This window comes from Aliiglaciecola sp. 3_MG-2023, from assembly GCF_030548205.1.
GTDB lineage: Bacteria > Pseudomonadota > Gammaproteobacteria > Enterobacterales > Alteromonadaceae > Aliiglaciecola.
The window spans coordinates 81425-107190 of the sequence record NZ_JAUORV010000020.1 but is presented as its reverse complement, the minus strand read 5'-3'; the positions used below and the strand labels follow the sequence as shown (position 1 = coordinate 107190).

21 protein-coding genes and 1 riboswitch are annotated in these 25766 nt (G+C 43.4%); of the genes, 6 read left to right on the top strand and 15 right to left on the bottom strand.

Annotated features, from left to right (window positions below; translation table 11 throughout):
* The 8 genes from Q4574_RS19275 to Q4574_RS19240 all read right to left on the bottom strand — a co-directional run.
* A partial coding sequence (locus tag Q4574_RS19275) for a hypothetical protein (RefSeq protein ID WP_303476738.1) occupies nucleotides 1-232 on the bottom strand: 232 nt, incomplete at its 3' end.
* A gap of 27 nt (nucleotides 233-259) precedes the next feature.
* Complete coding sequence (thiC, locus tag Q4574_RS19270) at nucleotides 260-2224, bottom strand: phosphomethylpyrimidine synthase ThiC (protein WP_303476735.1); 1965 nt, start codon at nucleotides 2222-2224, stop codon at nucleotides 260-262.
* 166 nt (nucleotides 2225-2390) lie between these two features.
* Nucleotides 2391-2513, bottom strand: a riboswitch (TPP riboswitch).
* A 278-nt stretch (nucleotides 2514-2791) separates the two neighbouring features.
* Nucleotides 2792-3622 (bottom strand): enoyl-CoA hydratase/isomerase family protein, encoded by an 831-nt coding sequence (locus Q4574_RS19265; RefSeq protein ID WP_303476733.1) that lies wholly within the window; start codon nucleotides 3620-3622, stop codon nucleotides 2792-2794.
* 31 nt (nucleotides 3623-3653) lie between these two features.
* Entirely contained in the window at nucleotides 3654-4571 is a 918-nt protein-coding gene (locus Q4574_RS19260; RefSeq protein ID WP_303476730.1) for a 3-hydroxyacyl-CoA dehydrogenase family protein, read from the bottom strand.
* A gap of 5 nt (nucleotides 4572-4576) precedes the next feature.
* On the bottom strand, nucleotides 4577-5386 hold the full coding sequence (locus Q4574_RS19255) for an SDR family NAD(P)-dependent oxidoreductase (RefSeq protein ID WP_303476729.1): 810 nt from the start codon (nucleotides 5384-5386) through the stop codon (nucleotides 4577-4579).
* A gap of 12 nt (nucleotides 5387-5398) precedes the next feature.
* The gene (locus Q4574_RS19250; protein WP_303476726.1) at nucleotides 5399-5743 is read right to left on the bottom strand and encodes a cupin domain-containing protein; all 345 of its coding nucleotides are present in this window, start codon (nucleotides 5741-5743) and stop codon (nucleotides 5399-5401) included.
* Nucleotides 5730-6542: a cyclase family protein gene (locus Q4574_RS19245; protein WP_303476723.1), complete on the bottom strand. Its 813-nt coding sequence runs from the start codon at nucleotides 6540-6542 to the stop codon at nucleotides 5730-5732. The genes Q4574_RS19250 and Q4574_RS19245 overlap by 14 nt, the downstream gene beginning before the upstream one ends.
* A gap of 10 nt (nucleotides 6543-6552) precedes the next feature.
* Nucleotides 6553-7365, bottom strand: coding sequence for a cyclase family protein (locus Q4574_RS19240; protein WP_303476720.1), 813 nt, complete (start codon nucleotides 7363-7365; stop codon nucleotides 6553-6555).
* A gap of 179 nt (nucleotides 7366-7544) precedes the next feature.
* Here Q4574_RS19240 and Q4574_RS19235 point away from each other — a divergent pair, with 179 nt between their 5' ends.
* Nucleotides 7545-8330, top strand: a complete 786-nt coding sequence (locus Q4574_RS19235; protein ID WP_303476717.1) for an SDR family NAD(P)-dependent oxidoreductase — start codon at nucleotides 7545-7547, stop codon at nucleotides 8328-8330.
* Here the strand turns inward: Q4574_RS19235 and Q4574_RS19230 are convergent.
* The 3 genes from Q4574_RS19230 to Q4574_RS19220 are packed head-to-tail and all read right to left on the bottom strand — an operon-like array spanning nucleotide 8327 to nucleotide 13705.
* Nucleotides 8327-9862 carry a class I SAM-dependent methyltransferase gene (locus tag Q4574_RS19230; RefSeq protein WP_303476714.1) on the bottom strand — a complete coding sequence of 512 codons (1536 nt, stop codon included), beginning with the start codon at nucleotides 9860-9862 and terminating at the stop codon, nucleotides 8327-8329. The genes Q4574_RS19235 and Q4574_RS19230 overlap by 4 nt on opposite strands.
* Before the next feature lie 22 nt (nucleotides 9863-9884).
* Nucleotides 9885-11297 carry an arylsulfatase gene (locus Q4574_RS19225; protein ID WP_303476710.1) on the bottom strand — a complete coding sequence of 471 codons (1413 nt, stop codon included), beginning with the start codon at nucleotides 11295-11297 and terminating at the stop codon, nucleotides 9885-9887.
* A gap of 26 nt (nucleotides 11298-11323) precedes the next feature.
* A complete protein-coding gene (locus Q4574_RS19220; RefSeq protein WP_303476707.1) occupies nucleotides 11324-13705 on the bottom strand; it encodes a TonB-dependent receptor in 2382 nt (793 codons plus the stop codon).
* A gap of 278 nt (nucleotides 13706-13983) precedes the next feature.
* Between Q4574_RS19220 and Q4574_RS19215 the strand changes: the two genes are divergently transcribed.
* The 5 genes from Q4574_RS19215 (at nucleotide 13984) to Q4574_RS19195 (ending at nucleotide 19882) form a co-directional block, all read left to right on the top strand.
* Nucleotides 13984-14943, top strand: a complete 960-nt coding sequence (locus tag Q4574_RS19215) for a 3-hydroxyacyl-CoA dehydrogenase family protein (protein ID WP_303476704.1) — start codon at nucleotides 13984-13986, stop codon at nucleotides 14941-14943.
* Between the two features lie 66 nt (nucleotides 14944-15009).
* Entirely contained in the window at nucleotides 15010-16008 is a 999-nt protein-coding gene (locus tag Q4574_RS19210) for a fumarylacetoacetate hydrolase family protein (protein WP_303476702.1), read from the top strand.
* A 257-nt stretch (nucleotides 16009-16265) separates the two neighbouring features.
* A complete protein-coding gene (locus Q4574_RS19205) occupies nucleotides 16266-17045 on the top strand; it encodes an IclR family transcriptional regulator (protein WP_303476699.1) in 780 nt (259 codons plus the stop codon).
* Entirely contained in the window at nucleotides 17029-18393 is a 1365-nt protein-coding gene (gene fahA, locus Q4574_RS19200) for a fumarylacetoacetase (protein WP_303476694.1), read from the top strand. Before Q4574_RS19205 ends, fahA begins: the two co-directional genes overlap by 17 nt.
* A 4-nt stretch (nucleotides 18394-18397) precedes the next feature.
* Nucleotides 18398-19882 carry a sodium:solute symporter gene (locus tag Q4574_RS19195; protein WP_303476691.1) on the top strand — a complete coding sequence of 495 codons (1485 nt, stop codon included), beginning with the start codon at nucleotides 18398-18400 and terminating at the stop codon, nucleotides 19880-19882.
* Nucleotides 19883-20211: 329 nt separating this feature from the next.
* Here the strand turns inward: Q4574_RS19195 and Q4574_RS19190 are convergent, their stop codons facing one another.
* From Q4574_RS19190 to Q4574_RS19175, 4 genes are all read right to left on the bottom strand, one after another.
* The gene (locus tag Q4574_RS19190) at nucleotides 20212-20928 is read right to left on the bottom strand and encodes a PEP-CTERM sorting domain-containing protein (RefSeq protein ID WP_303476688.1); all 717 of its coding nucleotides are present in this window, start codon (nucleotides 20926-20928) and stop codon (nucleotides 20212-20214) included.
* 527 nt (nucleotides 20929-21455) lie between these two features.
* Nucleotides 21456-21953, bottom strand: coding sequence for a hypothetical protein (locus tag Q4574_RS19185; protein WP_303476685.1), 498 nt, complete (start codon nucleotides 21951-21953; stop codon nucleotides 21456-21458).
* Nucleotides 21954-21964: 11 nt separating this feature from the next.
* Entirely contained in the window at nucleotides 21965-23062 is a 1098-nt protein-coding gene (locus Q4574_RS19180; protein WP_303476683.1) for a YHYH protein, read from the bottom strand.
* A 230-nt stretch (nucleotides 23063-23292) separates the two neighbouring features.
* Complete coding sequence (locus tag Q4574_RS19175) at nucleotides 23293-25719, bottom strand: TonB-dependent siderophore receptor (RefSeq protein WP_303476680.1); 2427 nt, start codon at nucleotides 25717-25719, stop codon at nucleotides 23293-23295.
* Nucleotides 25720-25766: the final 47 nt, after the last annotated feature.

Here is a 25766-nt window from a genome sequence, read left to right as displayed (position 1 = left end):
CCATGATTTCCTTCATGGCCGAGCTTACATAGACACCCATGGTTTCCTTCATGGGCGAGCTTACATAGACACCCATGATTTCCTTCATGGGTGAGCTTACATAGACACCCATGATTTCCTTCATGGCCGAGCTTACATAGACACCCATGGTTTCCTTCATGGGCGAGCTTACATAGACACCCATGGTTTCCTTCATGGGCGAGCTTACATAGACACCCATGGTTTCCTTCATGGGTGAGCTTACATAGACACCCATGATTTATTCAGATTCGGTAACTGCTCGGTCGTCAATGGGGGTATAGAGTTGGGCTCCTTGAGCTTTAAATTCTTCTGATTTTTGTGCCATTGCTGAGTCGATTTCTTGTTGATTCAGTCCTGCTTTACTTAATTTCAGTCGAGACGCGTCTTGTTCGATCTGTATTTTTTGCTTCGCGGCATACTCGCGTACGTCTTGGGTGATTTTCATGGAGCAGAATTTGGGGCCGCACATGGAGCAAAAATGCGCCACTTTAGCTGACTCTTGAGGCAGGCTTTCATCGTGATATCGTCTGGCGGTATCGGGATCTAAGCCAAGGTTGTATTGGTCTTCCCAGCGGAATTCGAAACGGGCTTTAGACAATGCATTATCGCGAATTTGTGCACCCAAGTGGCCTTTTGCTACGTCAGCCGCATGGGCTGCTATTTTATAGGCTATCAAGCCTTGCTTAACATCTTCTTTATTGGGTAAGCCTAAATGCTCTTTTGGGGTGACATAACACAACATTGCGACGCCATACCAACCTATCATCGCTGCGCCTATGCCTGAGGTGAAATGGTCGTAGCCTGGCGCTATATCCGTTGTTTGAGGGCCAAGAGTGTAAAAGGGCGCTTCGGCACAAATTTGCAATTGTTTGTCCATATTTTCTTTGATCAATTGCATAGGAATATGCCCAGGGCCTTCAACGATAGTTTGCACATCATATTGCCAAGCTATTTTGACTAGCTCTCCCAAGGTTTCTAATTCGGCAAACTGGGCTTCGTCATTCGCGTCGGCGATACAGCCCGGGCGCATACCATCCCCTAAAGACAGGGATACGTCGTAAGCGGCGCACAGTTCGCAAATTTCCCGAAAATGTTCATACAAAAAGCTTTCCTTATGATGGAATAAACACCATTTAGCCATAATTGAACCGCCGCGAGACACTATGCCCGTGAGCCGTTTTGCGGTCATGGGCACGTAACGAAGTAGTACGCCGGCATGAATAGTAAAGTAGTCTACTCCTTGTTCGGCTTGCTCGATGAGAGTGTCACGGAATATCTCCCACGTAAGGTCTTCTGCAACCCCATTTACTTTTTCCAGGGCTTGGTAAATGGGAACTGTGCCAATTGGGACAGGGGAGTTGCGGATAATCCATTCTCGGGTTTCGTGAATATAGCGTCCAGTGGACAAATCCATCACAGTGTCGGCCCCCCAGCGTGTTGACCACACTAGTTTTTCAACTTCTTCTTCGATAGAGGAAGTGACCGCAGAGTTACCAATATTAGCGTTTACTTTGACTAAGAAATTACGCCCGATGATCATGGGTTCGGATTCGGGGTGATTAATATTGGCTGGGATAATGGCACGACCTCTGGCTACTTCGTCACGCACAAATTCGGCGGTAATAGGTTTTCCGACCATTGCTCCAAAAGCATTGCCTTGGGCTTTTTGGCATAACACAGGATCGCTGACATCTTCTCTAGCCATATTTTCACGGATCGCGATATATTCCATTTCTGGAGTAATGATCCCCGCTTTTGCATAGTGCATTTGGGTGACCGCTTTACCAGGTTTGGCTTTTAGTGGGTTCACCGAGCGGTTAAATCGCAAATGCTCTAAATCATCATCGCCGCTGCGTGCTTGGCTAAACTCAGAGCTAACTTGCCCTAGCTGTTCGACGTTTCCTCGGTGCATAATCCAGTTGTGGCGAAGCTTACTTAAACCTTGGTGTATATTAATTTTTGCCGCAGGGTCAGAATACGGCCCTGTGCAGTCGTATACTAAAATATCTGGATTTTGTTCGGTGATAGGCGCGTCTTTACTGCCACCTAAAATAGTCTCTGTCTGGGATATTGCACGCATACCAACACGAATATCGTGTAGATCACCTGGCACATACACTTTGTTCGAGTTGGGATAAGAAAAGGGTGTAAAGTTATCAATAAATTGTTTCGCATTAGCGCGAGTTTGACGACGATTTGACATTAGCAATCTCTCATATTGTTAAAAATGAAGTTGCTTGTCTGGAGAGGTTTGGTGTTGAAAAGCGCCAATTATCGAAAAGGGCAGGTTGCTTCTAACAATTCAGAAGATTACCCCAATTGGCAAAATAAGCTGTAAAACTAATCAGCAATAAAAGCACGTTAGTGGTTACAGCATTACGCTTGTTTCCTTCGCGGGTATTAGCCCGATCAGGTTCAACGGATCCCGAATTAACGGTCTCAGCCCACACTACTTAGTAACCTAAATGGTGCTAGCACTCCGACAAGAGGCACTAATATAAACACACTAATGAGATTTAACAAGGGAATTATTGAGTAATAAATTTATCTTAGATTGAATAATGGTTCGCCTAGATTAAAGCTAATAAAGCGATAATATCGAAGCCCTTTCTATTCATTTTAAAGGACTATAAAGCTATCTGGTGTTGACGGTTTCTAGTTGAAAATGAGGAATGAGCATACAAAAAGCCCTCGTTTTACGGAGAGCTTATTTGCATTTTTAGTTTACATCATCCCTTTAGAATCGAGGGATGGAGAAGAGAATGAAGCTTTATTCTTCATCGTATTTTATATACTCAAAATCATGCTCAGATTTTGACATGTTGAATGAATACATTTCAGATAAAACATGAATTCTGAAATCACGTTCAACCACGGCTTTCCAGGGGCGAACACAAATGTAATGAGTAAGACGGCGGCACGAACGACTTTTGGTCATGATATTTCGGGCTATTTCCCAAGCGCGGTCTACAATGTTTTCACGTTCAACCACTTCGTTAACTGCACCCAATTCTAAACAAGTTTGTGCATCCATGGCTTCACATGTCAGCATCATATAGTTGCCACGTTTTACCCCTAAAATCTCTTGTAAACAAAGACCCATACCATCACCAGGTACATGGCCACTGTCCATGCCGTAATGGTCATCCTGTAATACGAAATCAGGTGTACACAGTGTAATGTCGCTCATCATACACATTTCCCAGTGGATCCCTTTACCGTTAATCACTGCGATGGTAGGGATTTCCAGATCATTGATAAAGTTCTCAACAATTTTAAGGGTATCGTATATTTGCACATCAAAACGTTTGTCATCATCTGGTGATTGCTCAACTTCTTTGAATGATTCAACATCCCATTCGTTAATCCACTTATCGTCAGTCGACGTTAAAATTAATACTTCGTTTTCTTTGTCGTGACCGATGACTGTCCACAGTTCTGCAAGGGCATGGTGGAACTGATAACTCCATTTTACCGGGCCGTTTTTGGTGTGCATTTTCACTTCGAGAATGCCATTTTCCCGCTTGAACTTGAAAAAGTCCTTAAACTTTTCGCTATATTCTTCTAATTTAGGTACTTGATAATATTGATTAATAGCCATTATGTTGTCCTCGTTAGGTTGCGATTTTCGCTCAATTAGTTAGTGTTTGTTTCGCTTTCGCGACTAAATGTTCACGTACGCGATTGCGCACTTCGTCTGCGGCTTCAGGCGTCCATTGGCGAAAACCGCCACCCGTCTTCATGCCTAATTGTCCAGTTTCAACTCGCTCAACCAATGTGGATTGCGGCGTTGCACTGGTATCTAGTGATGGATAAATAGTTGTTAGAATGCGCAGGGTGAGATCCAGTCCCACTAAGTCAGATTGCTCAAGGGGGCCCAGCACAGCTAAGCGTTGACCAAACCCATGTTTAACCACATCGTCAATGGTCTGCGCATCACAGACGCCTGCTTCTAACATGGCAATCGCTTCACGTTTCATCGCGTGTTGCAGACGATTGCCGATAAAACCTGGAATATCCCGCTTAACATGGACTGACTTCATGCCCACACTATCAAGTAGCGCAATGGTCTGTTCTATGGTGCTTAGGCTAGTTTCATCTCCTTGCACCACTTCAACCAATCTCACTAAGTGTGGTGGGTTCCAGAAGTGGGCCCCAACAATGCGTTGTGGATGGGAAATGCCTTTGGCAATCTCCGAAATGGGGATAGCTGAAGTATTACTCGCTAGTATGCATTCCGGTCCGCTAAAGCGTGCTAGTTGGGTAAAGATATCTCTTTTTACATCGAGTATTTCTGGTCCTGCTTCGATGACCAACTTAGCGCCTTCCACCGCGGGTTGTATTTCTGTGTACAGGCTTAAAAGATCACCCTTGACATAAGGTTGTTCAAGCAGTGTGAAAATATCACTAATTTGCTGCTCAGCTTGCTCGAGCACTTGCAAATTGGGATCAACTAAATTGACTGGATAGCCCGCGGCTAAAAAGCGCTGAGCGATACCGTGTCCCATTAAGCCAGCACCAATTACGGTAACCTTAGGTTGATCTGCCATTTTCATTACCCCGCTGTAAAGCCGCCATCAACGTACATAATTTGGCCTGTACAAAAGTTTGATGCAGGCGACAAAAGATATAACGCCATACCCACTAAATCTTCAGGTTCGCCAAGGCGTCCCAAAGGTAAACGTGATAAAGAACGCTGCTTAGTTGCCTGTCCTAGTTCGTTGTCTTCGTCAAACATCCAAGCGGTGAGTTTTGAGCGAAATACCGTGGGTGCAATAGAATTGACGTTGATACCGTGCTGTCCCCACTCGGTGGCGAGCACTTTGGTTAACATATCGGTAGCGCCTTTGCTGGTGCAATAACCCGTGTAGCCTGAAATATTGCCATGGCGGCCACGCACCGACGACACCATCACCACTTTACCGCCAGTTAAGTTATTGTTGATGCGGTAGGTGCCGTAGGCTTTCGCCATGAACCAATTACCTCGTACATTGGCATCCATAACGGCCTGCCAATCTTCGTACTCCTGTTCGTGAATAAAGCCGGCTTTGTTGTAACCTGAGCCGATGAACATCAACTCAAGGTCACCATAAGCTTCAACCGCAGCGTTGACCATGGCACTGGCATCTTCTAATGAGTCTGGACGCAAATTAAGGGTTTGCACAGTGCCGCCCACTTCTCTACATTCTGCAGCAACGGCTTCTAATTCTTCTTTGTTGCCCGCCACTAAGGTCAACTTAGCCCCAAGAGACGCTAAGGTGATGGCCACAGCGCGACCAAATGCGCCGGATGCACCCGTAATCAATGCAGATTTGTTACTCACATCAAACAACGACAATGGGTTTTTTAAGGTTTCAGAAATCATAATGTGATGCTCCTAATTGGAAATGACAACAAGTATCGTAGCGACCTTGTTAGTGCGATTCTCTACTGCACGGAGTTCGTTGAATTCAATTAAACAGGAATCTAAATGTCCAAGGGTGGTTTCTTTTTGGACACCATCTTCTTTGGTTAATATTGTGATTTCACCGTCAAGTACGATATAGGCTTTTTCATTTGGAGAAGATGCCCACTCAGCGCCACCACCGGGTAAAAAATAAGATAAACAACAGCTAAACTTTTCAATCTCAGTAGCATCTGCGCCTTGTAAGCGTAAACCTGCCATATCCCAATGCTGTTTCGCTTCGTAAGTTTTTGCATCGCTTAATTTAGTTACTTGCATAATCGTCTCCTTTATCGATCACATATGATTGTTCGGGATCTACAATGGCTACTAGTCGAATTCCACAGCCATCGCCACCAGGCCAGCGCCATGGGAAGCCCATGAAAGTGCAACGTTTACCCGTGACTTTATCGATGTCTCCACCAACGTTTTCGATACCCGGGATCCCAGCGGCTAACAGAGCTTTGTGTGACGGTTCCCAGTGTGGGAAGTCTTTCATCACATCTCGCCCCGTTTCTTCTTTATATTCTTTGAATAAGTGGTGGTGAGTGGGGCCAGGACCATGATCAACCAGCTTGGTACCTAGGGGGTGATCTAGCGCCTGCACATCTATGCCTAATAGTTTGATTTTATGCTCAACTAACCATTCAGCACCTTCTTTATAAAGGCCTGGGGAGTATTGAAAATATTCATCATTATCTCCCAAGTTTTTGTGGCTGCCGGTGTTGATTATGACAATATCGTTTTCACGGATCTGTGGTCTGGCTTTTTCTAAATCTTCGGGTGTGACCACACCCCATTTACCCTTTGGAATAGACACAACAACGCCCGTTCCAAAAAAGCGCCAGGGCTCGAAGTCATCTAAATGAGGGGCATTTTCAGTAACATGAATAGGCGCATCCATATGGGTGCCGCGGTGCATAATGCCCTCCCATTCAAGCACTTGACAGCCGTTCATGGCATGAAATTGTTGGGTGCTAATGGCAATTCCTTTAGGGCTAGACGGCCATTGAGGCATACCGTGTCCCCAACGATTACTTAAATCAAAAAACTGTAAACCTTGTGTTGTTTGTGACATTACGCTCTCCTTATTCCTGATTCGTACCGGATTCGATACGGTATTGCCCACTTGGATCTGAAATTGCCATTAAACGAATTACGCAAGCGTCGCCTTCGTTCCAGCGCCAGGGCATAGCATGAAATGTGGTGCGTTTACCGGTGACAGCATCAAGATCGCCACCCACATTCTCGATAGTTGGAATACCGTTTTGTAACAATAGTTTGTGAGCGGGTATCCAATCTGGGAAGTCTTCTGTTGCACTACGGCCAGTTTCAGTTTCATATTCTGGCGCTAAGCGTTTCATGGTTGGGCCGTTTCTGTGCGGTCCCAATGAGGTAGCAAGCGGGTGGTCAACTTGGGGTGTATCAACACCTAACATTTTGATTTTCTTATCCACAAACCATTGTGCGGCATCTTCTGTCATACCTGGAGAATGTCCAAAGTATGCTTGGCTGTCAGCGTAAAGGTGATGCCATCCTGTATTGATTAGTACGATATCGCCAGAATTGATATATTGGTCAAATGCGGCTAAATCGGCAGCGCTAATCTTTTCCCATTTTTGTTTAGGAATAGAAAGGACGACGCCAGTTCCCCAAAATGTCTCAAGGGGTAATTCACCCACGCCTTTTGCGCCGGACACTAAATGTATCGGTGCATTAACATGAGTCGATGTATGAAAAGTAGTTTTAAATTTTTGGCTCATCACACCGTGTTTCGCATGGTTCACGGAACGGTATAAGATAAGTTCGTCGTGTCCAGGCAAAACGGGTTGGTTGTGGTGCCATGGGTGGCTCAACTCTACAAATTGAAGGCCAGTGTTTGGTTCTGTTTTAACGGTCATTTTGTTATCCACAGTTGCAAGGTGTGAAAAGAGTATTGCACGGGAAAAGGGACGCTTCGACAGGGTTGTCTTAACTATTGAAACACTATTTAAATTTAAATGGTTTTTCCCCTTAGACTGCAGAATACTTGGGTTGAAGGCAATTTATTGTCCGTTTTAAACTTAAGGGAGTTACAATTATGCAACAAATATCACCAGCATCTTTATTTAGCCTAGATGGCAAGTCAGCCCTCGTAGTTGGTGCTACGGGTGCGTTGGGATCTGCGGCGGCTAGAGCGTTGGCAGCAGCAGGTGCAAACATTACATTAACAGGCTCGAATAGTGAGACACTGTCTGCCCTAGCAAAGGAGCTTGAATCATACTCAGTGGATGTTTCCTATTTTGTTGGTAGACCCGAAAATGAAGAAGCAGTAGCAAGCATGATTAAGCATGCAACACAAAAGCACCCCCTAGATATTCTTGTCTGTGCTTCGGGCACCGCTGTAGTCAAACCCATCGCAGAAATGAGCCCAGCAGAGTTTGATAAAGTCATGGATGCGAATGTTAAACAAAGCTGGTTGGTGTCACGGGAAGCCAGTAAAGTGATGACCGAACAAGGTCGCGGTGGAAAAATCATCTTAGTGTCTTCGGTGCGCGCCCAATTTGCCACGGCAGCAGGAACTTCAGCCTATGGAACCTCAAAAGCGGCGGTCAATATGTTAACCCGTTCTTTAGCGGTGGAACTAGGGCCACATGATATTTGTGTTAACGCTATCGCTCCTACGGTATTTCGTTCGGCTTTAACTAGCTGGTTGTTTGAACCTGAAGCTGCCGATAAGCGGGCCGATGTGTTAAGTCGGATCCCCTTGGGTCGCTTAGGGGAGCCTGAAGACTTCAATGGCATCTTTATGTTTTTAGCATCCGCAGCTTCAAACTTGGTGACCGGTGAAGTGATTAATATTGATGGCGGATTTTCGTGTAATTAACGATATTGAAGAATGCCCAAGCGTACTAGCTCGGGCACAACCCGCTGATTAAACGCGGGTTGACTTTGAGTAATAATGGAAACGAACATTTGTTTATCTATAGGTTGTCCATTGGCGTCGTGAAACGCATTGCGCAAATCGCTCATTTGATCCCATGCTGAGCCAACATCACCAAATACTAATGCCCACAAATATAATCTATCTTTTATAGGCAGTAGTAATCGCGTACCTATAACCGGCGAGGCCAAAGGGCGTCCGTGTTCTAGGTGGATGTCTTGTTTAAGCAGCGTCTGATTTAAAACTGAAGGCATATACAGACTACCTTGTTGCAATGGGGCCTCAACAGGGTTCGCTAAAGACATCACTCTGGTTGCTAATAACTGGTTGATTAATTTCTCTTTTTCTAAGAAATCATGGCCAGTTTTTTGTTGATATTGCTGGCAAAAATGGGCTACTAATTCATTAATGGTGGAGCAATGTTTATGTTGTCTGAGCAAGGATATGATGCTCGGAGTGAGTAAACTTGCTGCTGGAAATTGGGCAGTAATACCTTTTATCACGGCATCACTAAGTGCGCCAGGTGCAAAATAAAAATGACAGTCACCGACTCTTTGCAAAATCGATGTAGTCGATGGTTTGCAACCCTTACAATAAATGTCTTTTCGCTGTGCCACATTCCAAGCTATATCTTGTAGCATTTGGCGAGTTGCCGTTGAAAATTGTTGACTATTTTTAGGCAATCCTAAATGGGCTGAAAATTCCTCGAGGTTGTGATGAAGTCCTGCACTGCCGACGAATGCAAGGCCGACATCTTCTGCCTTGGCTATAATGTCACGACTCCAAACACTGCGAGCTTGCAAGTTGAGCACTTCGTGAGCTTCATCTTCTGGAGGATTGGCTAGTAATCTATCAAAGCGTTCGTTCGCCTGGCTATTTTGCTGAAAAAACTGGCCATTATTACTTTTAACTTCGGCAAGTAACTGACTTGCCCCTTTTAGTTTTTCAGCACTGCTGCCGGAATATTCACTAGACAACTGCTGTAACATGCCATACAAAGTTGCGTTTTGAGTAATACCTGGCAAGGCACAATAATCTAGGAAAAATAAGCCACCTTGTGCCAGCGCGTGGTTGGCAACATCAAATAATGCAGCTTGGCGGTTTTCATCAAGCCAGGAATATACCCCACTAGCAGTACAGTAATCGAAACCGGTTAAATTCAGTGCCGAGGCATCAGCTATATCGGTGCAAATAAAGGTGAGATTATCTAACTTCCCTTCGCGAGCTAATGTTTGACCTTGTTCAATGTGAACGGGGTTGATGTCTAAGCCAACAAACTCAGCGTCAGGATAGGCATCTGCAAGAAGTGTCAAGGTGTGCCCGTTGCCACAGGCTAAATCTAGATATCGAAAATGGCCGCTATATTTAGCGGCATCCCAACCCGATAGAAGGGCGGCTGTTGCTAAGTGAACAGGTGTTTGTAATGCACCAAAATCTGAATTAAACGCGACGTCTTGAGTGTATTCTGAGTTCATTACTGCACCTGTATTTTAATTGTTATTTGGCTGCTTCCACCCAAGGCACTCGGGTTTCTGGTTTGCGGATATCGTAGACAAATTTGCCATCCGGTCCATAAAATAAGGATTCTGGAGGTGGCCCTTTCGCCGCTTTGGACGGTTGTGCGCTTTTAGTCATTAATTGTTGCGACAGTTTCGACACTATATCTGGGTGCATTGCCGCTAAGTTATGTTGTTCAAACTCATCTTCTAAAAGATTAAATAACAAGGTATCGCCACCATCATTTAACAATTTAAAAGGCCACTGATAGACCGCTTTTGATTTTGCGGTACCAATCACTATGGTTCTGTCGGTATTCTTTGCTGTTCCCGTTTCTAGCAGTGAAATCATACTTTGACCATTAAAATTAGCGGGATCATATTGGATGTTCGCTGCATCTAATAATGTGGGCAGCCAATCTTGGGTGAATAGAGGCGTATCTGCGATTGTCTTTTTCGCAAAACCTGCGGGCCAGCGTACTATTGTAGGCACTCGAACCCCGCCTTCATAGGCGCTGGCTTTACCTTTCAACAGTTGGCCATTACTTGCTCCGGCGTGTAAGTTACCGCCATTATCACTCATAAATACCACTAGAGTATTATCAGCAATGCCTTTTTCCTCAAGTGCTTGTAATACTTCCCCAATGCGCTGGTCAACGTGTGATGTCATATCAGCAAAGACTCTGCGATCAGCTGATTCAATGGCGCTGTAGTCGTAAATTGGTTCAGGTACGTACTGCAAAGGAGTGTGGGGGGCATTGAGGGACAAATACATAAAAAATGGCGCATCATTTTGATAGTTCTGTATTTTTTCAATTGCCTTTTTGGCTAACAAGTCGGTGGCATGGCCTTCTTCTCTAAGTGATGTGTCATTGTGCTGCCAGTCAAGGCCACCAAAATAAACATGAGTATAGAAATCCACAAAACCACCTAAGAAGCCGTAAAAATCATCGAATCCTCGGTTATGGGGCATGGCTGATTTTTTAGCCATGCCTAAGTGCCATTTACCCACCATCCAGGTTTGATAACCTGCTTGTTGAAACATTTCAGGCATAGTGGTCAAGTGTTCAGGTAACATGGCATCATTTTCCATTGGTCCATCAATACCAAATTCTAAAGGATTTTTACCGGTCATTAGTGCAGCCCGAGTGGGGCTGCAAATGGGGTAAGCATAACTATGATTAATCACCACGCCTTGTTCGGCTAGGGCATCAATATTGGGTGTGTTAATTTCCGAGCCCAAATACCCCACATCACCGAAGCCCAAATCGTCCAGCAGAATAAATATGATATTCGGTTGAGCGTTGGCTTGTGGCGCAATGTCCGTTTCAGTTTCTGTTTTAACACAGCCGTTAATACAACAAGCTAAAATCAGTACACCCATTAGATGTAATACAGATTTAGTTATATTCATGTTTCTTAATACCCCTAGCGTGCTAATTAAAAGAAGCTGTATGACAAATTGATACCAGCGGTTCTTGGTTCACGAAGTCGAACACTGGTGTTGTAATACATACCTGCTATGCGGCCATCGAAAAAGCGTACTGCGCCAGCCGGAGAGTCTTCATCAAAAAGGTTGTTAACATACAGTTCAACAGACCAGTTGTCAGCTTGAATTCCACTGCGAAGGTTGACCATCGAATAAGCGGGCAAATAATCGGTGTTTATTTGTTCAACATAACGTTTCGAGCGATATTGATAATCGATACGACTGTATGACACTAAGTCTTGATTGAGCTCTACCGTGTAGGTTGCATTTAATGAGAATGTGAAGCGAGATAACATAGGGGGCGCGTTACCGCCAATGGTTGCCGCACAGTTGTATGGTTCAGTGGACGTTGCCGCTACGCCGTAATCTAACGGAATTGGCGAACAAGCATCATCTTTAAATTCAAGTCCAGTGTAAGATATGGCGGTGCCTATATCTAGATAGTCAATGGGTTGCCACTCACCTTCGAATTCTATTCCTGCGCCGTCTAAATCACCGGTATTTAAAAATAATCGAGAGTAGTAATCATCTGCAGTGGTTCCATCAGCTAAGATACCATCAGAAGGCGTCCAGTTAGCTGTAGCGGGTTGTACATAACCTTCCCAGTCCAAATAGTATAGAGCTAAAGAATAGCGGAAGTCATGATCAGGCAGGTAGCCTTTCATACCGAGTTCATAACTGACAATTACTTCTTCTTCATAGGTTTGGAATGCGTCCAAATCGAAATCTTCTTCGGCAGCGGTTTGCAGTAATATTGGGTCAAGGGCATTGGCATTAAAGCCAGCCGGGTTGGTACCGCGAGCAAATTGAGCGTAGACGTTATTATTTTTATCTAGTTCATAACTAAGGGCAATACGAGGTTGGAAGGATTTCGTATCGCTGCTTGATTCAATGTCGGTTTCAGCGCCTCTAGCGGCATTTTCTGGATAAACACTGTCGATCTCATCCGATTGATAACGACCTTCAAGTGAACCGGTTAAACGGTCGGTAAATTGATAACCAACGTTAAAAAACAAACCGATATTTCTTGCGCCTTCGGAATATAAATCCATAACAGCGCCAGTGGATCTGTTGGCATAAACGGTATTCAAATAATCATATTCATATAAAGATGCACCCACTAACCAATTTAAATCACCTTCATCTGATGATGCTAAACGCACCTCGGCATAACTTTCGTCGCTTTCTGGAGAAGAGCCAACATGGATAAGCAGAAGATCGTCATAGGAGTCTCGATCAAACCAGGTATCGCCCTCTTCATCAGTTACCGCACCTAACACGGTTAATGCCATACCATTGTCAAACTCAACTTCCACTGAACCTTGAATTCGGTCGCGGCTAACTCGCGTTCCTGGATCCAAGATTGGATTGGCCGCTGAATCGAAATTGTAATCAAAGTAAGGTTCGATATGGTCAATTTCACCCATGATCACACATGAGTTTGTACCACCGTTGATGCTACATAACCCGTCACTGTCTAGAGCGTAAGGTTCTAATTGATCCAAGTTGGCGAACAACACCGCGGTATGACCATCATCGATTTCTTGGTTGATATACATCAATTCCGCTTTGATATTATCAGTTGGTGTATACACAAATTTTACCGAACCTAGGGTATCTTTTTTGGCTCCGAGTTGGTCGCCAGATGTAGTGACCCATTCACTAGGACCGCCATAACTGTTTGATTCAAGTGTTACCGCTACCGCCAGCTTATCTTCCACTAAAGGAGAAATAAGGGATAGACTGATATTTTTGGTATCATCTGTACCTATGGTTGCTCTCACATCAAACTCTAAATCACCGAGGGGATCGGGATCACGGGTAACATAGTTTATTGCACCACCAAAGGTTGAACGTCCGAATGCTGCACTTTGTGGGCCACGCAAGACTTCAACTTGTTGTAGGCCTGCAAATGAGCTCATGCCTTGTGCGCCGACGATGGGAATACCATCTATAAAGGTTGTGACCTTGGCTCTAATTGAAGAGTTTTCAGTGGAACCTACGCCGCGAATCGCCGGTTTGTTTGCGATACGGCTTCCGTCTGCGTTGTTTTCTACACCGGGCATTAATGCAAACATGCCAGTAATATCGGAAACACCTGCCTTGGCCAATTCATCTCCACTCATAGCGGTAAGTGATACAGGTACATCTTTTTCTTGCTCACCGCGTTTTCGAGCAAAAACAACAATTTGTTCAACGGCTTCTTCTTCCGTGAGATTTTGTTGTTCTTGTGCAAAAAGTTGAGTGTTACCAACTACCGGATTTAGCAAAAGCGTACATACTGCAAGTGCTAGGGGGTTTCTTTTAAAACGTCTTTGTACATCATTACTCATAAGTACTCCTCAATGCGCCATCGCATTTTCGTGAAACGATCAATGTAATAAATTTGTTAAATCTAGGTTACGAATGGTCGATTCTCCGGTCAATGGATGTGTTTCACATATTGAAACGCTTTGAAAGTAAACTCAGTCCCGTGCTGTGGCGCTATTTGCACATATTCCTGCAAGGTGTCTCATATAGTGATACGCCAGCCTTGCTGCTGAATCCTTTTCAGCCTTACTATTGTTAACGAAACTTTAACAACTATAAAGCAACATTCGGAATATTATTCATGATCTCTCAACAACTAAAAAATATAAAACGCGTAGCCGTTATTGGTGCTGGTGTAATGGGTCAAGGAATTGCGCAAGGCTTTGCCCAAGCCGGTTTAAAAGTCGATGTATACGATATTTCGGAAGATGCTTTAGGGCGTTGTGAAAGCGGCATCAGTCGTAACTTGGAGCAGTTCCAAACACATGGGCTTATTGCTGAGAATAAAGTAGAAATTTTAAAACGGATCAACTACACAGCGACAGAAGATGTGGCTAAACACCTGGAGTATTGTGATGTAGTTGTGGAAGTGTTGCCTGAGCTTATCGATCTAAAACAACAATTTTTCGAGAAACTCGACGGCTTGCCGGAAAACATTATTTTGGCCACCAATACTAGCAGTATGACAGTGTCAGATGTGGGCGCAAAAATGACGACTCAACACCGTTTAATTGGCCTTCATTATTTTAATCCGGCACATATTATTCCAGCTGTAGAAGTACATAAATGTTCGCAAACCTCTCAGCACACCATTGATCTTACCCTTGCCCTAATGAAAGCCATTGGTAAACAGCCGGTATTGGTTAGAAAAGAAATTCCGGGTTTTATTATCAATCGACTTACTGGTGCTATGGAACGGGAAATTGATTATTTGCTGGAGCAAGGCGTTGTGTCACCGGAAGACTTAGATACTGCGGTAAAGGCCAGTTATGGTTTTAGGCTTGCTTGCCTAGGCCCTATGGAGGCCGAAGATATGATTGGTCTTGATACCGCAGCGAGAGCGTCAGCTAACATTTTCCCTACCCTCAGCAAAGCTGATTTACCTTCTCAACAACTCATCGATAAAGTTGAGCGTGGAGAATTGGGATTGAAGTCGGGTGAGGGGTGGTATCAATATGACCAAGGTCGCGGAGAGAAAAAAGTGGCTGTTAATAACGAACGTTTGTTGCGCCAACTTAAGCTTTTCATTGAAAACAATTAACCCCCAGAATGCAAACAAAGCATACTTTTTATTGACGACAAATACTATTTTGCAAGGAGTACACCTGTGAAACTCATTTCTTTTTCTGTTGACTCGCCCTTTGGACCGATTAACCGCATAGGTGCGCAATTGCACGAGTATGTTGTTGATCTTAATTTCGCATACGCGTTTTTCTTAAAACAACATACTGGGTCTGAACGCTGCCAAGAAATTGCTGATGCTGTGGTTCCTGCTGATATGCTACTACTTTTACAAGGCGGCGCTTACAGCATGGACGAAGCGAAAAAAGGCTTTGAATTTGTAAAAAGTCGTTATGCGAATAATCAGCCAATGTTTGGTCCGGAAAATCAACCTTTGCAGCTATTAATGTCGCAAGTGACATTGCTTGCACCGGTTTTAAAACCAAATTCAATACGAGATACCATCAGCTTTGAAACCCACGCCAAGAATTTTGAAAAGCGCACGGGTAAGCCTATTCCAGAGCTTTGGTATCAGCAACCACTTTATTATAAAGGCAACACTAGTACGGTATGTGGTAATAACAGCGTGATCCCTTGGCCCAATTACACGAAGAAACTCGACTTCGAATTGGAGTTTGGTATTTACATTGGTAAAACTGGACGCAACATACGTGCTGAGGACGCAGCTGAATATATTGCGGGATACACCATATTTAACGATATCAGTGCAAGAGATGTGCTTCAGCAGGAAATTACCATGTTGCTGGGACCTGCCAAAGGAAAAGATATGGATATGGGAAATGTAATGGGACCTTGTTTAGTCACACCAGATGAACTTGATCCTGCAAATCTAAAAATGGAAGCTCGCATAAACGGTGAAACCTGGTCGCAGGGTAACACCTCTGATATGTACTGGAGTTTTGCTCAGATCATAGAGCATGTATCAAAGTCTGAGACATTACATCCCGGCGACTTTATTGGTTCTGGCACCATTGCCTTTGGTTGTGGTGATGAACTTGAACGCTGGATAGAGCCCGGTGACAATATTGAATTAGAAGTTGAAGGCATTGGAATTCTTCGCTCTCAAGTCGGCTCACCTGAGTAAATATAACACTTTCACAAGCCCTAGAGTGTGTTTGCCTGTCGCGGAATAAGCCCTGCGACGGGCCTTTTTTATTTAGGTGCTTGGGCAATTTATTGTGACTTATTCACCCCTAACGATGACCAAGATACAATTTTATATTACAAAGTGTTCACAATTTAAATACACTATATAAACTATTTGTCTCATATATTGAGACATGTTTATTGCGGAATTTGGTGTCCTCAGTAATATCGGTATAACTAATTTTAGGGGGCACTATGAAAGAATGTGACTCATCGTCTACCGTAGACAAAGCAATTCGTATTCTGATTGAACTGGCTAAAGAAAACCAAGAAGTGGGTACAACAAGTCTGGGTAGAAAGTTGGATATTCATAAAGCTACGGTTTCTCGATTACTGATGAAATTGGCGGAACACGAATTCGTCTATAAAAACAAAGAAACTGGCAAATACTGGTTAGGACCAGCCATCTATCAACTTGCTATGACCATGGCCGACGTAAATTTTGACGAGATCTTACATCTTGCTAGACCTCATATAGATGAACTTCGTGATGGATTACAAGAAACAGTTACTTTGGAAATATGGTTAGGTAATTCTACCGTGCCAACGTATTCCGCACCTTCTAATTTGCCGTTAAAAGTGGTTCTTCCGCCGGGTGAAGTTTTACCTCTGCACACTGCAGCGGGGGCTAAAGCCATTCTTTCCTATATTCATGATGAACGGGTCGATATGTTGTTGAAAGGGGAGCTTGAGAAAGTCACCCCGAATACCATCACCGACAAACAACAATTACGCGAGCGATTAGTTGAATACAACAAGCAAGGATATGCCACCGACAAAGAAGAATTACATTTGGGGATATGTGCTGTCGCAGTGCCAATCTTCAATAGTATTCGTCAGCCCATTGCTGCAATTGTGGTGTTAACGCCATCCTCTCGCTTTAGCCAAAAGCTAGAGCCTTCACTAATCAGTAAGTTAAAAAAGAAAGCCGCTGTGATAGGCACGGAGATGATGAAGCGTGGAATCAGATACTAAATTAAATAAACAAAATCCCTTTTTGGATGGTACTCATGATCCGTCATTGATAAGTTGGCTTGATAGTGCCAATGGCCATCCTCTTTTTTCTATTCATAATCTGCCGTTTGGGGTTTTTAAGGATAGCGACGGGGTTCGTAAATGCTGTGTCGCCATTGGCGACTATGTGATCAATTTACATGGGCTTTGGGCTGAGCGTCCATTTACCGGACAAGGGGAAGTGGGACTCGAAGCACTCACAGATACTTCATTAAATCGTTTTATGTCATTGGGGCGTGAGGTTTCTAAAAAGTTTAGGCAATCATTATCACAGGCCTTAACCCTTGGCTCTGATTGCGAGCCGCTAATTAGGCGCGCTTTATTGCCTATGTCAGATGTGAGTTTATGTCTGCCTTGTCAGATTGGCGATTACACGGACTTCTACACCTCTATCCATCATGCCACATCAGTTGGAAAACTATTCCGACCGGATAATCCATTGTTGCCAAATTATCAATGGTTACCCATAGGCTATCATGGCCGAGCATCAAGTATTCATCCATCGGGCACTATGGTTTATCGTCCCGTTGGCCAGTGTTTAAATCCTGATACTCAAACCCCTAAATTAAAGGCGACAGCTAAACTTGATTATGAAGTTGAGTTGGGCATATTCATTGGGCAGCCAACGCGCGCCTTCGAAGCGGTAACTATTGAACATGCTGAGGAACACTTTTTTGGGGTGTGTATGCTTAATGACTGGTCGGCACGGGATATCCAAGCCTGGGAGTATCAACCACTAGGTCCATTTTTGTCTAAGAATTTTATGACAAGTATTTCCCCTTGGGTGGTAACGGCGGAAGCCCTGGCTCCATTTCGAGTCCCTCCAACACACTATGCTAACAGACCGAAAGTGGTGACACTGGAAAGCAACGAAAATAGTGCTTTTGGGGGCATCAATATTCAAATGACATGTCAGATTAGCACTGCACAAATGCGGAAAAATGGCATCCCTGCAATAAAACTCAGTCAAACCAGTTTCAAGCATGCATTTTGGACCATAAATCAAATGATCAGTCACCACACCCAAACCGGTTGCAATCTAAATTCCGGCGACCTGTTAGGTTCTGGTACACAATCTGGTCCCAATGCAGAAGAGGCGGGCTCATTAATCGAGATTACGCGGGGAGGGCAAGAGGTGATTGCCCTTCCAGAGAATGAATTCAGAGGGTTTTTAGAAGACGGAGACGAGATCGAACTGAGCGGATTTTGTGAGTCAGAAAATGGCCTGCGTATCGGACTGGGAACCGTTGTTGGACGCATTGCTCCTGCACTTTCTTCCGCTAATTTTAGTCAACAAGGGGGAGTGTAAATCTATGAATATGTCGCTTATTTTATGTGTGCTGATTTACGAACTTGTTTTGATTGGTGGCGTTGGCTATTTAGTTGCCAGACAAGCAAATAAAAGCACCGTAGCCCACGACGCGGAATTTACCCACGGTGGACGCCAATTAGGAGTTACCGTGATAGCGGCAACGTTGGCTCTGACGGTTTTGGGAACGCCTCATATTATGGGCATATTCGAAATGTCGTGGGATATGGGGGCTACCGCCCTGTGGTTTTCTATTGCTCACGTTATTCTGCTGGTGGTGGTGTGTTTAACCACGGGATTGTGGATGCGTCGCACGGGAGTGAATTCCGTTCCACAATTGCTGGAAGACCTTTATAACCCGGGCATTCGAGTGGTTGTTGGCTGCGTGATGGCAGGTTCAATTTTTGGGGTGTTAACGCTTGAGACCCAAGGTCTAGCAATTCTACTTTCTGCGATGACGGGGTGGGATGTGCAATACAGTGCGATTGCTGGTGGTGTACTAGGCATTTTGTATGTGGTGTTAGCTGGGATTAAAGAAGTGGGTTGGATTAACGTCGCCAATGCCATCATCATGTACATTGCCGTTATTCTGGCGACCATATTTATCGCTTTTCAGCTACCCAACAATGACTTCAGTTCCGTATCTGAGTTCTATGTTAGCAGCGGCAATGAAGCGGCTCTATCTGTTTTTGGTTCCTCACATTTACTATGGACTTTTGCCTTTGGACTGGTTGTTGCCTTGGTGTTTAGTCAGCCAGCTAATCAACCCTTATTGCAGGTGTGTATGAGCGCAAAAGATGAGCGCACAATTGTTAAAGCGCTGTGGATTGCAGCACCAGTAAACGGGATGTTTGGTGTGTTTATTTGTGTCATAGGACTGACGGCTAAATCGATTCCTGAATTTGCCGCCCTTGGCCCGAAAACCGCGGCAACATCGATGTTGGTAAATATGTTGCCTGATTGGCTGGTGATCCTGTTACTTGGTTCGTTTATGGCAGCAATATTGTCTTCGTTTGCGATGACAGCGTTAGCGCCGGCTACTATTTTTAGTAACGATATTTATCGACGATTTTATCGTCAAAACGCCACTGAAAAAGAGATCGCTAAGGTGACCCGAATTGTTATTGTTTTATTATCTTTGGTGGCGATTTTAGTGGGCTCATTCTTGCCACAAATTCTCGCTTCAGTGGGGTGGGTGCTGGCTTGGCTAATGCCGGTGTTGTGGTTGATTCTAAGTGGTCTATTTTGGAAACGCTCAAGCTTAGGTGCGGCAATCACATTAGCTTGTGTATGGTGCGTTAACACTATTTGGTCCTTTACCAACTTACCACAAATATTAGGAATGGCAGATATTCCCAATTCTTACGTTATGTTGATTCTGACTATATCTGTGGGTGTGACCACTAATTTATTGTGTGCTGGGAAAGATAAGTACTTCAACTCGGTGGAATATAACGCTCAAGTTGTTGCAAATAGTAAAACAAATTGAAAAAGGAAGTAACATGTTCTGGAATATTTTTTTACAAGTATTTATCATCATAGTAACAATTATGTTGATAGGTTATGCCTTTTACCGAATTTTTTATGCTGGAAAATGGGAATAACCTTTTATAAATAGAAGAGGGTAATATCATGCAAGAGTTCGAAATCACTCATTTTTGGATGTTAGGCGTAATGTGTATCATGTTTATATTTTTAGGCGCAGCGCTTATCGGGCATTACCATAATCAACAACGATAAAACGTATTTCCTTTGAAACTCGACCATAAAAAAGGGTCAGTGTGCATTTTACACTGACCCTTTTTTGTTTTTATGTATTTAAGGTTTGCGGCGACGTAATCCCATAGCTAACATGCCTAAACCGAGAAGTGCCATAGCACCAGGCTCTGACACCACACCATAAGTTAGGTTGTCATAACGCACATCAAATGAATTTCCATCATTTTTAGCGTTTAAAATAATGTCCCCGAATGAGCTTGTTCCAGACGCTGTTTCTGAGTACACCATAGTACCGTTAACATAATATTGCACACCGTTATTCGCGGCTTTGTAGGCTATGGTGTTGAATTCGTCGATATTGAAAAGTGACACTACATCAACCCAAGCGTTATCCCAAATTGCAAGCCCTGCATCTGGTGAATTAACACCGGCTCCTTGAAATTCTAAAATGGGGTAGCTTGAAATAGTGTTGCTATCGTTTAAACCCACTCCCCACATACCCGCGAAACGCTCACTATTGGTCCAAGCTGAATCGATGTACATATCAATGGATACGAAGTTTGAACCCGTAGTGTCTATTTTCATACCTTGAGTATCGTAAAATGCACTCGCGCCAGCACCAAATGTTGAACCATCAATACTCATTACCAGTTCATTACTGACAATTTGGAATCCTGCTGGTGCCGCACGGTCTACGGAAAAGTCTGCCAGTGAGTCGCCGTTGTCAAATGTCTTGGTGACTAAAGTTGCTTGACTCGAGAGTGTGACAAACGCTGAACCTAAAACTGCTATTTTAATTAATTTAGAAAAATTCATAATACTTCCTTTTTTATTTAGATTTCACAAATTTTTAAATTTGCACAGTGGTTTAGCATATTTTAAGCCAAAATGTTAAATATAATATATTCAATAACTTACCTTTATTTTGTTATTTTAATGTTAATTTTTTTGACAGTGATATCAGAGATTCCGGGAATAAAAATACGCGGCGTTAATCTAACTTCAAGGCACTAAGTTTGCTGAAACAAGAGTTATTGATAAGCAGACAAAATCCTATCTTGTTTTATACTATTTATCATAATGGTTAGCGTCACTCACTTATTGTTGGATAAAGTTGATTTTCGGCCAGAAATAAATGAAAAAACAGAATAAAACGATACATAAGTCGGCAGAGACGGTAGATGTTAGTTCATCACCTTGCGAAATGGCGAGGTTTTCAGACTATTTTTTCGGTTTGGATAATAAACCTAAAAAATTGATAAATGCGAAACTCAAAACTAAAAATAAAAGGCAGAGTTAATTAAGTCTATATCATTAACTCTGACTCAATGTGGGAATGGGGTTTATAAGACTAAGCTAGCTTGATAGTCGTTAGCGTATTGTAATATGACTTTTTTAGCGCCTGTAATACCTTTTAATCGAGCAATATTAATATGTCCGGGGTTTTCAGACATGGCGTCAATATTGAAGGTCACTTTATTTACTTGTGCCGGTACATTGCTGGCACTAAAGACAAAATCACTTTGATGATCATCTAGATTTGTCTTAATGGCTGCCAATTTAACTGTTGTAGCGTTATTCACAATAATTTCACTGTGATTTATCAGATAGCTATTGGCTAATTCTAGGTTATATTTGCCTTTATCCGTCCACAGCTCGGATTCTTGATGATGTTTCAATAATGCTTGGTGAAGCCCGCCTAGGGGGACGCTAATTGTTAACGTCCAATTTCCATTTTGCTGTTGAGCTAGCTGATAGGTTGCTACCGCAGCACTATGAGCCTGGGTTTCTCCAACGCTGGATAAACACATTGCGATGGCTAAAATAGAGTATTTCTTCATCATCAATCCCTCTATCGAATGTATGGTGAGGTGCGGGTACTCACTGACGCACCGGTAATACAAGTGGGTAAGTTTGGCGCATCTAATGAAGCATGATAATGATATATGCCATCAGGATATTCTGCTGTTATACCAGTATGTCCATTGCATGAGTCCAAATCTGAGGGAGTAACCACCTCGCCATCGACTAAATCTTGATACGCGTAGATGGGATAACCGTCACGGGCAAAGCCGCTTAATGCTGTATTATCTTGGGTGATATACACACTGCAATCTGCTTGATCATTGGTGCCTTGTTCTGCATGCATTACGTCCGCAGATTCAGGGATCCCATGCCAATGATAGTAACCAGCAGGATCATGGTGGCCACCGCAATGATCCAAAGAAGGAATATTACCGCCTCGCCCTACAACTGAAGGTGGATCACCAGTGATGGGCACGCCATCAAGAGACAAACCAATATGTTCAATTTCACCCAACTGATCTGGCGTAGCAAGTGGCACTGGCGTAACTGGAATGGTGTAGGTTATCGTTAAGCCGTCATCGGCACTGGCATTCAGGCAATAAGAGGTGCAATTGCTGCCAATATTTGCGCGGCTTCCCCCAGGATCTTGAATGCAGATAATACCCGCTGATTCGTCAATTATATCGTATCCGTCAATGGCCATATTGTCCCATAGGGTTTGCACTAAGTTTTGAAACCCTGGGCCAGTGTTACCGTCGTAAATGCCAACTCCACCGTCATCACCAGTGTATGACGAAGGACAAAATGGCCCAGCTTCATCGTCAATGAGCTCTCCTGAACCACTGCCATCACGTATTTCATTCACGTTAAAGACTAATTCGTAGCAGGTAGTTTGAGTGCCGTCATCCAAGGTACATGAAACCGTAGACGAGGATGAAATGTCTCTGAACAAACTTAGCTCAATACCTGAATCTGTGGTGTCTAAACCGTCATTACCATCCTCGTCAGGATCAGTTACCACAGTATCCTCATCGGTTGTAACGGCATCAGTATCGCTAGTGTCAGTGCCCGAGCAGGCAGACAATACCAGTAGCAGTGTAAACCAGTAGAATATTTTAAATAATTGGAAACCATTGCCCATCATCAATTCTCATCTTAACCCTTTGTCGTGGTTAATTATTCCACACTGCTAAATTTGAATAGTGCAGAAAATGTGAAGATGTCGTGGATTCTGGAGGGAGTGTTATTGAGCAAGTAGGCTACTGTAAGAGGGAAAACATCATAACGCACTACATTATATTATTAATTCTGAAGATTGTGGTTGTGTGAATAACGAGAATTTCACACAACCACTTACTTAAGGCTGCTTTCTATCTAAAGTGCAAAAGATGCTCGAATATAAACATTGCGACCATCGGTATCATATGGCGCGTTACGGGAATATATCAAACCTCGGTTTGCTTGATAAACCGCTTCTTGCGGATAAGAATCAAAAACATTCTCTGCTCCTAAGCTTAACGTAAGTTTTTCGTTTACATCATAAGTAGCTGATATATCCGTGAAATACTCACCGTCAAAATCTTGGAAAACGTCTCCATCACTATTTCCTGAATAGTCAGTCCAAGAACCGTAGTAGCGAACTCGCGCCATTACACTCACGACATCCATTTGATAATTTACGCTAAGATTAGCCGTGTTTTGTGGCAAGATATTTTCGAAACGATTACGAGTTGTGTCGTTGTCAACTAAGCTACCATTTAGCACTTCCGTTTTATTGTGATTCAGTGCTGAGGTTAGCGATAAAACACCTTGATTCAAATTAGTGGTGTAACCTATGACTAAGTCTATCCCTGTTGTACGAGTATCAAAATCATTTTGATAAAAGTTAACGCGGGTAATACTTTCGCCTCCAGGAACACCCAAAGAAGCAAGCTGAGTCCTTTCATCATCGGTAACCGTGTAAGTAGAAGACGTACTTAGGCGATTATCCACATCCACTTGATAAAAATCTAATGATGAATGGAAACCGCTGTCATGGCGATACACTATCCCCGCACTGAAGTTATTTGATTCTTCTGCTTCAAGGGGATTGATGGTCACGTCTTCTCGTTGAGATATTACATTTGCGACATCACCTTCAGGTGAAAAACGACCAGTGGTGAATATATTTAAGGTATTAGTGTCTAGTCCTTGAGACGTGCGTTCACTGAATAGTTGCCCAGGTGTAGGGGCTTTGAATCCAGTGGATATTGTTCCTCTAATGGCTAGATCACTATTCATTTCATAGCGTGCAGAGAGCTTACCGGTTAATTTTCCGTTTCCATATTCTGAATATTTCTCATAACGTGAGGCTAAACCAATAGTTAACATTTCGCTTATTGGTAAATCAATATCCACATATACTGATTGGCTATTTTGACTGGATTCTCCTGATTGATTTGGCGAAAATCCAGGGAAACCATTTGAACCTGAAGGCAATCCTACCGTAGCGCCAGGTCCTATTTCATAGGATGCGAGATCACCGGGTTTTATCTCATAGGTTTCTTTACGATATTCAACACCAAATGCAATATTGGCAGCATCGCTGAGCATAGATGAAGCCCAAAGGTAATTGAAATCAGCGTTAACATTGGTTTCATTTTGGCTCAATTCACCAATGTAGAAATCGGTAGGACTTAGCGGGCCTAGGGAGGCATTAATGCTGTTGGACATGTTATATTCGATACTGTTTTGTCCAAAGCCAACACTGAGATCCCAATCTAAATCGTTGGATAAAGTGCCTTTTACGCCAACATTTAGTGAGTGGTCACTATCTTCATGACCAAACTGAGGAGAGAAGCCCGCTGGATAAGTGTCTCTTAGGTCAAAGTCTGGGAATACATCTGTTAAATTGAACGCACTAGTGCTGTCTGGATTACGCCAGTTAAAGTCAGTTAGGCCTTCTCCTTGGCCGAAAGTAGCAAACAAATAGGCCATGCCGATTTGGGTATCTAAACCTGAATTCAATGCAACTCTTAGGGTTTCTGTTTCTGGCTGTCCCCAGTTTTGCACGGGGTTAGGTACGTCAACTTCAGGATGGTCGGCTGCAAACTGAATGGCATCAGGTCGCTGTCGACTTCGGGAGGTTTTTTGAGCATCTGCATATTCAAAACTTACTGTAACAAAACCGTCGTCGCCTAATTCCATTCCGCCTTTGATACCAGTCCTGATATTTTCACCGTCTCCTTCGGCATATTCTGAATATTGCACAAAACCTTCAAGCCCTTGGCTATCGTCTAATATGATATTAATTACCCCTGCAATCGCATCAGAGCCATACTGAGCCGATGCTCCGTCTCGCAAAACCTCAATGCGTTTAATTGCTGAAGCAGGTATCTGCGATAGGTCGGGAGCCTGAGCGCCATTACCGCCTAAAAGAGCTGAACGGTGGCGGCGTTTACCATTGATCAATACTAAGGTGTGATCCGCTGATAATCCACGCAAGGTGGCTGGGCGAACAAATACTTGACCATCGGCCATTGGTAACCTTTGAACTTTATAAGAGGGCACTAACTGGGCTAGGGTATCTGACAAGTCTTCTGATACTGTTCCCATAAGCTCATCTGCAGCAATTAGGTCGATAGGAGCACTAGAATCAAATACGGTTTTTTCGGAAGAACGAGTTCCAGTAACAATGATACTCTCTAAGTTGTTACTCGCAGCATCATCGGGCGTTTGTTGAGCCTGACTTAAAGAGGGAAGAATGGCACTAACACTGCAAACAAAACATATAGAACGAGAAACCTTTGATAACGCAAACATAAATTAAACCCTAGAATTATTTAAATGTGAATGATGAAGGGCGCTAC